A 10,764-nucleotide genomic window follows, 5' to 3' on the forward strand; every position below is an offset into this window, starting at 1 on the left:
CGAAGGCGCTGGACCAGCGGGTGGCGGTGTCGCCGTCCACGGCGGCTGCCGCACCGAAGGGGCCTTCGGTGCTGGAGGCGGTGGCCGGCTTTCCCTGGGAGACGAGAACGGCCGCGGCGGGGGCACGGGAGCCTTTTCGGCGGCGGCTTCCGCTCGCCGTCGGAGGAGGCGGGCCGGGGATGCGGGGGTGCAGGTCGCGTCGCAGGGTGGACCCATGGCAAATCCCCCGATCGTCATCCACCGGCCGACCCCCTCGGGCGGCCGCCGGGTGACCGTGCACTACGAAGGCCGGGACGAGATACTCGGGCTGGCCCACAGCGACCACGACGTGATCGTGTTCCTGAACGAGGCCGGCCTCGAAGAAGCGGACCGGATCCTCGACAATCCGGTCTGGGTGGAGTGGCGGGGCGGGCGGGCCCACCACTACGAGGCGGCCTGAGAGGCCGCACCACCTGAACCTCCCGCTCCGCGCAGCCCGTCGAGGATGGCCGAAACCGTCTCCTCCGGCGTCTGACCGGATGTGTCCAGCCACAGGCCGATACGGGGTGTCCCGCTCCGCAGGAACGCGTCGAACGCTTCGACCGTCCACTCCCCGTACCCCGTTTTCGCCCGCGCTTCCTCCCTCTCGCGCACGGTCGCGGGCGAGGGGGCGAGCACGACGACGTGGAGCGGGCGGGTGCGGACCCGGTCGACGTACCGGGGCAGGTCCTCGCCCAGGACGATGTCCTGGACGACGGCCGTCCATCCGTCGTCCGCGTAGGTGTCGGCCACCCGTGCCGAGATCCGCTGGCGCAGGTCGAGCTGGCTCCGCGCCTCCTCCGCCTCGTCGGGTGTCATCTCCGCCCGGCCGGAGACGATCATGCGGCGGAAGACGTCTCCGCGCACATGGACCGCGCGTGGCAGGTGCTCCGCCAGGAGCTGGGCGACGGTGGACTTCCCCGCGGCCATGACTCCGGTGATCAGTACGACACAGGGGCCGAGGTCGGTGCCCATCAAGATCTCCTCCTCCTTCGATCGTGCGGTCGGTGTCACGCCGTGCCCGCCGGGGTCGACTCCGGGCTCCCGAACAGTTCGCGGACCTCCTCGGCGTCGGTCTCCCGCAGTGCCTCGTCCAACAGGATCCAGCGGGTGATGCCCACGGACTCCAGGAAGGGCAGATCGTGGCTGGCGATGACGAGCGCGCCCTCGTAGGACTCCAGGGCACTGGTCAGCTGCCGCACACTGGCCAGATCGAGGTTGTTCGTCGGCTCGTCCAGCAGAAGCAGCTGCGGGGCGGGGGCGGCGAGCATCGTCGCCGCGAGGGCCGCCCGGAAGCGCTCGCCGCCCGAGAGGGTGCCCGCCGGCTGCTCCGCGCGGGCCCCCTTGAAGAGGAACCGGGCGAGCTGGGAGCGGATCTGGTTGTCGGTGGTGCCCGGGGCCGTGCGGGCGACGTTGTCGGCGATGCTCAGCTCGTCGTCGAGGACGTCCAGCCGCTGCGGGAGGAACTTCAGCGGCACCGAGGCCGTGGCCTCCCCGGTGCTCGGTGCGAGCTCCCCGGTGAGCGTCCGCAGCAGGGTCGTCTTGCCGGCCCCGTTGCGCCCGACCAGGGCGATGCGTTCGGGCCCCTTCACCTGGAGGCTGCCCTCGCGCAGCCGTCCGTAGGGCAGGCTCAGGTCCCGTACGGTCAGAACGGTGCGGCCCGCGGGCACTGCGGTGTGGGGCAGGCCCACCTTGATCTCGGCGTCCCGGCGGATGGCTTCGGCGGCTTCCTCCCTGCGCTCGCGGGCCTCGTCGAGCCGGTCCTCGTGCAGGCCGCGCAGCCGGTCCCCGGACTCCTGAGCCGAGCGCTTGCGTTCCCCGGCGACGATGCGCGGTGCCTTCCGCCGGCCGTCCAGCTTCTTGTCGTGGCGCTGGCGGCGGGCGACCTTGATCCGGGTCTCCTCCAGTTCTCGCTGCTGACGGCGTACGTCGGCGTCGGCGGCGCGCAGCATCCGCCCGGCGGCCTCCTGTTGGGCGGCGAGGGCCTCCTGGTAGGCGGACCATCCGCCCCCGTACCAGCTGACCGAGCCCGATCGCAGTTCGGCGATGCGGTCGACCCGCTCCAGCAGGTCCCGGTCATGGCTGACGACGATCAGGATGCCGGTGCGCCAGGAGTCGACGGCGTCGTAGAGCCTGCGGCGGGCGAACAGGTCCAGGTTGTTGGTCGGCTCGTCGAGGAGGAGGACGTCCGGGCGCTCCAGGAGCAGCGCGGCCAGGCGCAGCAGGACGGTCTCCCCTCCGGACAACTGCCCCACAGTGCGGTCCAGTTCGACGGTGCCGAGCCCGAGGGAGCCGAGGGTGGCCAGAGCGCGCTCCTCGACGTCCCAGTCGTCGCGAACCGTCTCGAAGTGCTCCTCCCGTACGTCTCCGGACTCGATGGCGCGCAGGGCGGCCCGGCGCTCGGCGATGCCGAGGGCCGCGTCGACGCGCAGGGAGGTGTCCAGGGTGATGTTCTGGGGCAGGTAGGCAAGGTTTCCGCCGACCGTGACGGACCCCTCCGAGGGACGCTGCAGTCCGGCGAACAGGCGCAGCAGGGTCGACTTGCCGGCGCCGTTGGCTCCGGCCAGACCGGTGCGGCCCCGGGGGACGGTGAGGGAGAGCCCGTCGAAGAGGTTCGTGCCGTCGGGCCACCGGAAGGTGAGGTTGGAGGCTGCCACGGAGGCGCTGGGCGCGGTGGGATGGCTCATGTGGTTCTCGCAGTCGGAAGCGGGGAGGAACGGGGGGCTTCGTATGCGAACAGCACGCGGCGACCCGGCCGGGGCCGGAAGGTGGCGGGAAGAACAGTCCTGCGAAGGTGAGGGACGGCTCAGCACCGAGGTCGCATCCACGCGGAAGTCACGGGCGGCAGACATGCCGACAGCGTCGTGACCGTGTACGGGCCAGGGCCGTACCGCGCGATGATCGCGGACCTCAGATGCGCAACGTCCACCTCTATCGGAGACAACAGGACTCGCTCAGCGTAGCCGAGGATCTTGCCGGGCGTCGAGAGGATTCGTTCAAGGAGCGCCCTGCGGCGCCGGGGCGGGCGGGGCGGCGGACGCGGAGGTGTCCTGGTCCTCCTCCGAGCCCGCCGGGTCCGCGGGGCCCCGTTGGCCGGGCAGCCGGACGCCGGGCGGCACGACGGGGGTACGCCGGAGCGCGAGGGTGCCGAGGACGGCGGCGAGGCCGGCCAGGACGAATCCGTAGGGCGGGGTGGCGCCCATGGGGTGGGTCTCGTACACCAGCGCCGCCGAGAGCACGATCAGGACGGCGGAGAGTCGGCCGTACTGTTCGGTCGCGGCGACGACGGCCATGCCCCACAGCAGGTACCAGGGCTGGACCATGGGCGAGAGGGCGACCAGAACGAGCAGGGAGAGACCCAGGGCGTGGGCCGGCGTCATACCGCCCCGCATCGCACGCCGGGCCAGCACGACGATCACACCGAGCGCCACCGCCAGGCCCAGGGTCTGGACGGCGGACTTGACGGGTTCCGCGTCGACGCCCAGGAGCAGTTGGGCGAGCTCTCCCAGTCCGAGGCCGATGTCACTCGTGACGGAGAGCGCGGTGTGGATGTTCGCGGCGACGCCCTGGGTGCGGAGCCAGCCGAATCCGGTGCCGCTGATCAGCGTGGCCCCTCCGGCCACCGCGCAGGCGATCAGGCCGGGTGCGAGCAGCCCCTTGGCCCAGCGGCGCCACTGGGGGCCGGTCGCGGACGCGTGCACGAGGACCCCGATGAACAGGAGTGCCACGGCCGCCGGGGACTTCACCATCACGGCGAGCCCGACCAGGGCGCTGCCCGCGATCCACCTGCCGCGCAGCGCGAGCACCAGGCCGGCGAGCATCAGGCCGATCATCAGCCCGTCGTTGTGCACGCCGCCGACCACGTGCATCAGCAGCAGCGGGTTGAGCGCTCCCAGCCACAGGGCGCGGCTCTCGCTGCGGTCGTGTTCGCGCGCCAGGCGGCGCAGGGACCAGACGATCAGGGCGAGGGAGACGAGCGCGACGAGCCGCATCGCCAGGACGGCGGGGACGATGGTGCCGCCGGTGATCCAGGCGACGGCCGCGGAGAGCAGCAGGAAGAGCGGTCCGTAGGGGGCCGGGGTGTCGCGCCAGTGGTTGCCGACGCTCGCGGCGGCGTCGCCGCCGATTCCACCGGGGTCCAGGGCGGAGGGGCCGACGGTGTAGACGTCGTGCCCTTCGACGACCATCGAGCCCTGGGCGATGTAGCTGTAGACGTCGGCACTGTAGAGCGGGGGCGCGAGCAGGAACGGGGCCGTCCACCAGGCGAGGGTGACGAGGGTCTCGCGGACGGTGGAGGCGGTCTTGCCGTACTGCCACCAGGCGACGACGAGCACGGTCAGTCCGACGTAGGCGAGGACGGCCGCCGCCGCCTTCGTGGCGGACCCGTGGTCGGTCCACAGGCCCCAGGGGTCATGGACCGGCAGCTTTCCGGCGAACCAGCCGCCGGCGACGATCGCCACAGATCCTGCCGCACCCAGCCGACGGTGCCCGACCGCGCTCAAAGCCCACATGACCGGCCAACCTATCGGACGGCCCGGACCGGCCCGCAGCCCCTCCCCCGGCTTGCCCGGTCTCCCGAAGGAGGCACCGCGCCGCGTCCGGAGCCCCGGCCGCCGGGGGGGGCCGTTCCGGGCGACGGGTTCAACGCCGTGCCCACGTAAACCTGTTGGCGTCCGGGCGCGCGCGTGCCAGGCTTTACCCGTAACGAAGGGGCGTAGCTCAGAGGCCAGAGCGGCGGTCTCCAAAACCGTATGCCGCAGGTTCGATTCCTGCCGCCCCTGCCATCACCACCCGGCCTGTCACCGCACGTCGCCGCGCCAGTCCCACTGGTGGCTGTCCGGCGACCGCGGTCCGTACTCGGCGCGTCCTCCGGGCCCGTAGGCGCCGATCTCGGTGACCAGCCCGACGCCGTCGCGCAGGTCCGCCTCGCCCCAGCCGGTGACGTCGAGCAGCAGCCCGTCGAGCGGGCCGCCGACCAACTCCCGGTAGTCGTGCCCCGGCCTCGGCCCGGGGCGGGGGTCGTCGTGGTCGGTGCCGTACACCCGTCGCTGCCTCATCAGCTCGTCCATGCGGGCAGCATCCCACCGGGCACTGACAACGGCTCGGTACGAGGGTCCATCCGGCCAGTGTCCGCCGCACCCCGCCGGTCCGGGCGGGGCGGGACGGTGGCCGCCGGAATTGGGCGCGCGTCCGCCCGCCCGCCGTGACACGCTCCACCGATGACCCTCCCACCGCGCCTCATCCCGCTGCTGGAGCAGTTCGACTTCGCCTGCGAGCGGCTCCTCGCCCGCCTGGCCGGTCCCGCCATGGACAGCGGCAACGGCGTCGACATCGGCGTCACCCCGCTCGGCGACGACGAACACCTCTGGGAACCCGTGCCCGACTGCTGGTCCGTGCGCCGTCGCGGCGGCGCCCCCGGGGCACGGGCGACCGTTCTCGCGGGAGCCGGCGACTGGGGGCGGGACTCGGCCGACTCCCCGCATCCGTTCCCTCCGCCGTTCACCACCATCGCGTGGCGTCTGAGCCATCTCGCCGAAATGCTCACTCTCCGTGCCGACCACACCTGCGGGGGCAAGACCCTCACGCGCGACGGCTACCGCACTCCGGGGGATGCCGCCGGGGCGGTGGCCGCCTTCGAGACCGCGTCGGCCGCCTGGCGCGAAGCCCTGCTCACCGCCGACGACGCGGCCCTGGACACCATCGGGTACAGCACGTATCCGAACGGCAGCGACGCCGAGGATCCCTTCGTCGACATCGTCTGGTGGGTCAACCAGGAGGTGCTGCACCACGGTGCCGAGGTCGCCCTGCTCCGCGATCTGTACCGCGCCCGGCCGTCCTGAGCGACGCCCCCTGGGGCGCGGGTACGCGGAAGCGCCCGCAGTCGCCGCTCAGGGACGCCGGCCATATGATTCAGGGACATAACGCACCGCGGAGCGGCACATGAACCGGCGTCGGACTCCCCGCTCAGCTAGCGCCGAAGACCTGCTCAACACCTTGCAGGACCTCACTGCCCGCGCTCGGCGCGAGGTGGAGTTCCATCAGGCCAGGGTGGAACTCGCGCAGGCTCTCCAGCGCGACATGCTTCCGGCGGCCCTGCCCGCGGTCCCCGGTCTCCAGTCCGCGGCACGCTACGCGCCCGCCCGCCACGGTCTGGACATCGGCGGCGACTGGTACGACGGTTTCCCGCTCGCGGACGGGGCCCTCGGCTTCGCCATCGGCGACGTGCAGGGGCACGATGTCGAGGCCGCCGCCTTCATGGGGCAGGTCCGTATCGCGATGCGGGCCATCGCGGGCACGGCGTCCGATCCGGGCGAGATCCTCGGCCGGACGAACGATCTGCTGGTGTCCGTGGACTCGGGCCTTTTCGCGACCTGTACGTTCATGCGTCTGGACCCGATGACCTGGGAGCTGCACAGCGCGCGGGCCGGGCACGTGGCATGCGTGTGGGCGACCACGGAGGGGCGGTCCGGCGTCACGGAGGACCCGGGCGGCCTGCCGCTGGGCATCGAGCCGGGCGAGGGCTATCCCGTCACCCGGCGCACCCTCGACTCCGACGGGGCGATCGTGCTGCTCACCGACGGGGTCGTCGAGGGACCGTCGCTGCTGATCGAGGACGGCCTGGAGCGAGTACGGCAGCTGGTCGCCGCGCACGCCGGGGCGAGCGCGGCGCGGCTGGCCGACGAGGTCCTGGGCGCGACAGAGGAGACGGGCCACGAGGACGATGCCGCCGTACTGGTCCTGCGGCATGGCGCCGCCCGACGCGGACCCCGGTGACGGCTGACCGTACCGCGCGTGTCACCTGCCGAGTCCCGTGGCGGTCGGTGTCTGATGAGTGGTGTGATCCGCACCGAGGAAGCCAGACGTCGGGCCGTGTACGTGGCGCAGATCCTGGGCGTGGCCGGCGCCTACTACCTGGTGGGGCATCTCGGGCTGATGCGCCAGGTCGTCGTGGACGGCGCGGTCGTCACCCCCCTGTGGCCGCCCACCGGCATCGCGCTGGCCTCTCTGCTGTGTCTGGGCGCCCGCGTCTGGCCGGGCATCGCACTGGGCACGCTGGTCACGGTCTCCGAGATCGGCGACGCGTTCACCGTGAGCCGTCTGGCCATCATGCTCGGCAACACGCTCGCCCCCCTCGTCTCGTACGCCCTGTTGCGGAGGGTCGGGTTCCGCAGTGAGCTGGTCCGACTGCGGGACGGGGTCCTGCTGGTCTTCATCGGCGCGTTCGCGGGGATGCTGATCAGCGCCACCATCGGGAGTTTCACGCTGCTGCTCGACGACAAGGTTCCGCCGGGACGGTTCTGGCTGGTCTGGTCCTCCTGGTGGGCGGGGGACGCGATGGGGGTCCTGGTCGTCACCCCCGTGCTGCTGGTCCTGCGCGGGGTTCGGTGGCCCCGCCCGTCCGACCGGTGGCTGGAGGCGTCGGTCCTCGCGGTCGTCGTGGTCGCATCGTCGCTCATCGCCACGCGCAGCTCGCTGTCGATGATCTATCTGGTGTTCCCGGTGGTCATCTGGGCGGCCCTGCGCTTCCAGCTGCCCGGCAGCGCTCCGTGCGCCCTGGTCGTCTCGGTGCTCGCCATCGTCGCCGGTACGGATGCCGTGGGGCCGTTCGCCGGGCACAGCCTGATGGAGATCATGGCCAATCTCTCCGTGCTCAACGCAAGCGTCGCGCTCACCGCACTGCTGCTGGGGGCCGTCGTCGCGGAGCACAAGAACATCCGCCGCGAGACGGAGTACGCCGTCGAGGAGCTCGAGGCCCTGGTGGAGCAGCTGGCACCGCTGTCGGGGCCGGCCGCGGCGCGGTACGAGGACAGGGAGCGGCGACACGGCCCGCTCGACGGCGGCCCCCACCCGGACCGGCGGTAGCACGTCCTGCGCACCCGTGCCCCGAAGGGCGGGACCGCCGACGGTCAGTACGGCAGGGGGCGGCCGGACGGAGTGCGCAGATCCAGCGGCGGCGGCCCCGAAGGGGGCGGGGGACGACGGACGACAACTCGGATGCGGCCCATTGCCACCACCTCCTCCTGGTCAACCGGTATGTGCCCAGTCGGCGCGGCTTCACACTTCCCGGCCGCCCCCGTCCCACCTGTCGGCGTCCTCGTCGTCCTTCGGCGCGGATGCGGGCGGTGCCCGGTGCGGTGACCCTTGAGACGGGGGCGCAGAGTCGACGAGGAGGACGCATGTCCGCACTGGACAAGATCAAGAAGATGCTCAAGGGCCACGAGGAGCATGTCGGCAAGGGCATCGACAAGGCCGGCGACATGGTCGACGAGCGCACCAAGGGCAAGTACAAGGGGCACGTCGACACCGGTCAGGACAAGCTCAGGCAGCAGTTCGGGGCGGACCGCGACCAGGACGGGCCGCCCCGCACCTGAGCCGCCCCGCCGGTGACCGGACGGCCGCCGTCCGGGCCGCGCACCGGTCCGTGCCACGGATCACACTCCGTGGCACGGACCGGTGCGCGAAGTACGTCGGGCCCCCGCGCGCAACGGCCTCACGGGGGCCGACGAGGCCGGGTGGCGGAGGACGGCGGCGAAGTTTTCCGGGGTTGCCCGCCGGATTCTTGTTATCGTCCCGCCCGCACCCCATCTCCCGAGTGTGGGAAGTGACAGCACCGGACCCCGGAAGAGTGAGCACAGCATGGGCAAGGATCACCCGACGGTCTTGATCGCGGCGGCGCAGACCGGCGACCAGCAGGCCAAGGACCAGCTCGTCTCGGCGTACCTGCCGCTGTTGTACAACGTCGTCGGACGTGCGCTGGACGGTCACGCGGACGTGGACGACGTGGTGCAGGAGACGGTGCTGCGCATGCTCCGGGGCCTGCCCGAACTGCGCGACCCCGAGCGTTTCCGGTCCTGGCTGGTGGCGATAGCCATGAACGAGATACGCGCGCACTGGCGGGACAGGCAGTCCGGTGCGATACCGGCGGACCGGCTGGACGCCGCGTACGACCTGCCGGATCCCCGGGCGGATTTCGTCGAGGTGACGATCCTGGAGCTCGGCCTGACCGGCCAGCGCCGCCAGGTCGCCGAGGCGACACGCTGGCTGGACGAGGACGACCGCGCCCTGCTGTCGCTGTGGTGGCTGGAGACCGCCGGGCACCTGTCCCGTGCCGAGGTGGCCGCGGCCCTCGAACTCTCCCCGCAGCACACCGCCGTACGGGTGCAGCGGATGAAGGCCCAGTTGGAGGCGGCGAGGGTCGTGGTGGGCGCGCTGGCGGCCGAACCGCCGTGCGTGCTGCTGGAGGACATCGCCGTCGGCTGGGACGGCGTCCCCTCCGCCCTGTGGCGCAAGCGGCTGGCCCGGCACGCCCGCGAATGCACCGTGTGCTCGGGGCACCGCTCGGGGCTTGTTCCCGCCGAAGGGCTGTTGGTGGGTCTCGCACTGGTTCCGGTGGCCGCGGCCGGAGCCGGGGCCGCTCCGGAACTGCTCACCACGGCTGCGCACTTCCAGGTGCCCGGTCCTGGCCCGCACGGCGCCGGAGCGGGGCGCGCGGAGCGCAGACGGGTGCAGGCCCGGCGACGCCGTCGTAATTCAGCCATAGCCGCCGTGGTCGCGGTCGCGGCGCTCGGCACGGGCGGCGCGGCGGTGCACCTCTACACCGACGGTGACGACCGGGACGCGACGACCGTCACCGCCGACGCTCCGGCCCCCCGCTCCCAGGCACCCACCTCGGCCTCACCGACGTCGTCCCCGTCTCCCTCGGCCTCCGCGTCCGCGTCGCCCAGCGCCTCCCCGACGCCGAGTCCCTCGCGTACGCCCAAGGCCAAGCCGAAGAAGAGCACCCCGGCACCGCCCGCGCCCACCACCGCCGCCCCGGCACCGAAGCCGGACCCGCCGGCGCCCGCACCGCCCGCACCTGCGGGGACCGCCGGCCAGGTCACCGATCTGGTCAACGCCGAGCGGGCCAAGGAGGGCTGCGGTCCGGTGACCGTCAACGATCAGCTCAACACGGCCGCGCAACGGCACTCAGCCGATATGGAGGCCAACGACTACTTCTCGCACACCTCGCAGGACGGCAGGGATCCCGGCGACCGGATCACCGCCGCGGGGTACCGGTGGTCCACCTACGGCGAGAACATCGCCAAGGGCCAGCAGACCCCGGCCGACGTGATGCGGTCCTGGATGGACAGCCCGGGACACCGCGCGAACATCCTCAACTGTTCCTTCAAGGAGATCGGCGTCGGCAAGCAGAATTCGGGCGGCGGTCCGGTGTGGACACAGGTGTTCGGGGCCCGCTGAGTCCGCCGGAACAGGTGGTCGGGGCAGCCCGCCGGACGCCCCTAGGATGCCGCCATGATCGCTCAAGTGGAGTGCGTGGCACTGGACTGCCCGGACCCGAAGGAACTGGCCGGCTTCTACGCGTCATTGCTCGGGGGCGAGGTCGACCGCACCGACCGGAGATGGGCGTGCGACGCGGACTGGTCCACGCTGCACACCCCCGGTGGACTCGTCCTCGCCTTTCAGCGGGTGGCCGACCACCGGCCGCCCGGCTGGCCAGGCCAGGACCCGCCCCAGCAGTTCCACCTGGACTTCGGCGTAGCCGACCAGGAACAGGCACACGAGGTGGTTCTGGCGTGCGGGGGGTCCCTGCTCGACGCCGGGGACGAGGCGCGCGGGTGGCGGGTGTACGCCGACCCGGCAGGGCACCCCTTCTGCCTGGTACGGCACTGACCGTTCCGGCACCGCTCGCGCGCCCGGGCCCGTCCGGGGCGGCCGCCGACCGGCCGCCCCGGACCTCACCGGACC

Annotated in this window: 12 protein-coding genes and 1 tRNA gene; 8 read left to right on the forward strand and 5 right to left on the reverse strand. The window is 72.5% G+C overall.

Annotated features, from left to right (window positions below; all coding sequences use genetic code 11):
* The coding region (locus HET64_RS39345; RefSeq protein WP_308370409.1) for a hypothetical protein at positions 1-181 on the reverse strand (181 nt) is incomplete at its 3' end.
* A 33-nt stretch (positions 182-214) separates the two neighbouring features.
* On the opposite strand from HET64_RS39345, the gene HET64_RS30955 reads away from it, so the two are divergent.
* Complete coding sequence (locus HET64_RS30955) at positions 215-439, forward strand: hypothetical protein (protein WP_003964170.1); 225 nt, start codon at positions 215-217, stop codon at positions 437-439.
* Here the strand turns inward: HET64_RS30955 and HET64_RS30960 are convergent.
* The 3 genes from HET64_RS30960 to mptB all read right to left on the reverse strand — a co-directional run bounded on the left by HET64_RS30960 (position 424) and on the right by mptB (position 4,529).
* A complete protein-coding gene (locus tag HET64_RS30960) occupies positions 424-993 on the reverse strand; it encodes an AAA family ATPase (RefSeq protein WP_215110464.1) in 570 nt (189 codons plus the stop codon). The two genes, HET64_RS30955 and HET64_RS30960, sit on opposite strands and share 16 nt — an antisense overlap.
* 35 nt (positions 994-1,028) lie before the next feature.
* Positions 1,029-2,705, reverse strand: coding sequence for an ABC-F family ATP-binding cassette domain-containing protein (locus HET64_RS30965; protein WP_215110465.1), 1,677 nt, complete (start codon positions 2,703-2,705; stop codon positions 1,029-1,031).
* A 309-nt stretch (positions 2,706-3,014) separates the two neighbouring features.
* Entirely contained in the window at positions 3,015-4,529 is a 1,515-nt protein-coding gene (gene mptB, locus HET64_RS30970; protein ID WP_251146125.1) for a polyprenol phosphomannose-dependent alpha 1,6 mannosyltransferase MptB, read from the reverse strand.
* 197 nt (positions 4,530-4,726) lie between these two features.
* Between mptB and HET64_RS30975 the strand changes: the two genes are divergently transcribed.
* Positions 4,727-4,802 (forward strand) — tRNA-Trp (locus HET64_RS30975).
* A 15-nt stretch (positions 4,803-4,817) separates the two neighbouring features.
* On the opposite strand, the gene HET64_RS30980 is transcribed toward HET64_RS30975, so the two are convergent.
* Entirely contained in the window at positions 4,818-5,087 is a 270-nt protein-coding gene (locus tag HET64_RS30980; RefSeq protein ID WP_003964175.1) for a hypothetical protein, read from the reverse strand.
* A 150-nt stretch (positions 5,088-5,237) separates the two neighbouring features.
* Here HET64_RS30980 and HET64_RS30985 point away from each other — a divergent pair, with 150 nt between their 5' ends.
* The 6 genes from HET64_RS30985 to HET64_RS31010 all read left to right on the forward strand — a co-directional run bounded on the left by HET64_RS30985 (position 5,238) and on the right by HET64_RS31010 (position 10,689).
* On the forward strand, positions 5,238-5,858 hold the full coding sequence (locus HET64_RS30985; protein ID WP_215110467.1) for a DinB family protein: 621 nt from the start codon (positions 5,238-5,240) through the stop codon (positions 5,856-5,858).
* Positions 5,859-5,958: 100 nt separating this feature from the next.
* Positions 5,959-6,792: a PP2C family protein-serine/threonine phosphatase gene (locus HET64_RS30990; RefSeq protein WP_215110468.1), complete on the forward strand. Its 834-nt coding sequence runs from the start codon at positions 5,959-5,961 to the stop codon at positions 6,790-6,792.
* Between the two features lie 63 nt (positions 6,793-6,855).
* Positions 6,856-7,881: an MASE1 domain-containing protein gene (locus HET64_RS30995; protein WP_215110469.1), complete on the forward strand. Its 1,026-nt coding sequence runs from the start codon at positions 6,856-6,858 to the stop codon at positions 7,879-7,881.
* A 314-nt stretch (positions 7,882-8,195) separates the two neighbouring features.
* A complete protein-coding gene (locus HET64_RS31000) occupies positions 8,196-8,390 on the forward strand; it encodes an antitoxin (protein ID WP_215110470.1) in 195 nt (64 codons plus the stop codon).
* A gap of 265 nt (positions 8,391-8,655) precedes the next feature.
* Positions 8,656-10,257, forward strand: a complete 1,602-nt coding sequence (locus HET64_RS31005; RefSeq protein ID WP_215110471.1) for a sigma-70 family RNA polymerase sigma factor — start codon at positions 8,656-8,658, stop codon at positions 10,255-10,257.
* A 54-nt stretch (positions 10,258-10,311) separates the two neighbouring features.
* Entirely contained in the window at positions 10,312-10,689 is a 378-nt protein-coding gene (locus tag HET64_RS31010) for a VOC family protein (protein WP_215110472.1), read from the forward strand.
* Positions 10,690-10,764 lie beyond the last annotated feature (75 nt).

Source organism: Streptomyces sp. McG3, from assembly GCF_018619185.1.
Taxonomy (GTDB): domain Bacteria; phylum Actinomycetota; class Actinomycetes; order Streptomycetales; family Streptomycetaceae; genus Streptomyces.

Excerpts from the sequence above, each read along its gene's own strand:
- HET64_RS30985 (WP_215110467.1), top strand. The coding sequence starts at position 5,238 with ATGACCCTCCCACCGCGCCTCATCCCGCTGCTGGAGCAGTTCGACTTC.
- HET64_RS31000 (WP_215110470.1), top strand. The coding sequence starts at position 8,196 with ATGTCCGCACTGGACAAGATCAAGAAGATGCTCAAGGGCCACGAGGAG.
- HET64_RS30960 (WP_215110464.1), bottom strand. The coding sequence starts at position 993 with ATGGGCACCGACCTCGGCCCCTGTGTCGTACTGATCACCGGAGTCATG.
- HET64_RS30990 (WP_215110468.1), top strand. The coding sequence starts at position 5,959 with ATGAACCGGCGTCGGACTCCCCGCTCAGCTAGCGCCGAAGACCTGCTC.
- mptB (WP_251146125.1), bottom strand. The coding sequence starts at position 4,529 with ATGTGGGCTTTGAGCGCGGTCGGGCACCGTCGGCTGGGTGCGGCAGGA.
- HET64_RS31010 (WP_215110472.1), top strand. The coding sequence starts at position 10,312 with ATGATCGCTCAAGTGGAGTGCGTGGCACTGGACTGCCCGGACCCGAAG.
- HET64_RS30980 (WP_003964175.1), bottom strand. The coding sequence starts at position 5,087 with ATGGACGAGCTGATGAGGCAGCGACGGGTGTACGGCACCGACCACGAC.
- HET64_RS30955 (WP_003964170.1), top strand. The coding sequence starts at position 215 with ATGGCAAATCCCCCGATCGTCATCCACCGGCCGACCCCCTCGGGCGGC.
- HET64_RS31005 (WP_215110471.1), top strand. The coding sequence starts at position 8,656 with ATGGGCAAGGATCACCCGACGGTCTTGATCGCGGCGGCGCAGACCGGC.
- HET64_RS30965 (WP_215110465.1), bottom strand. The coding sequence starts at position 2,705 with ATGAGCCATCCCACCGCGCCCAGCGCCTCCGTGGCAGCCTCCAACCTC.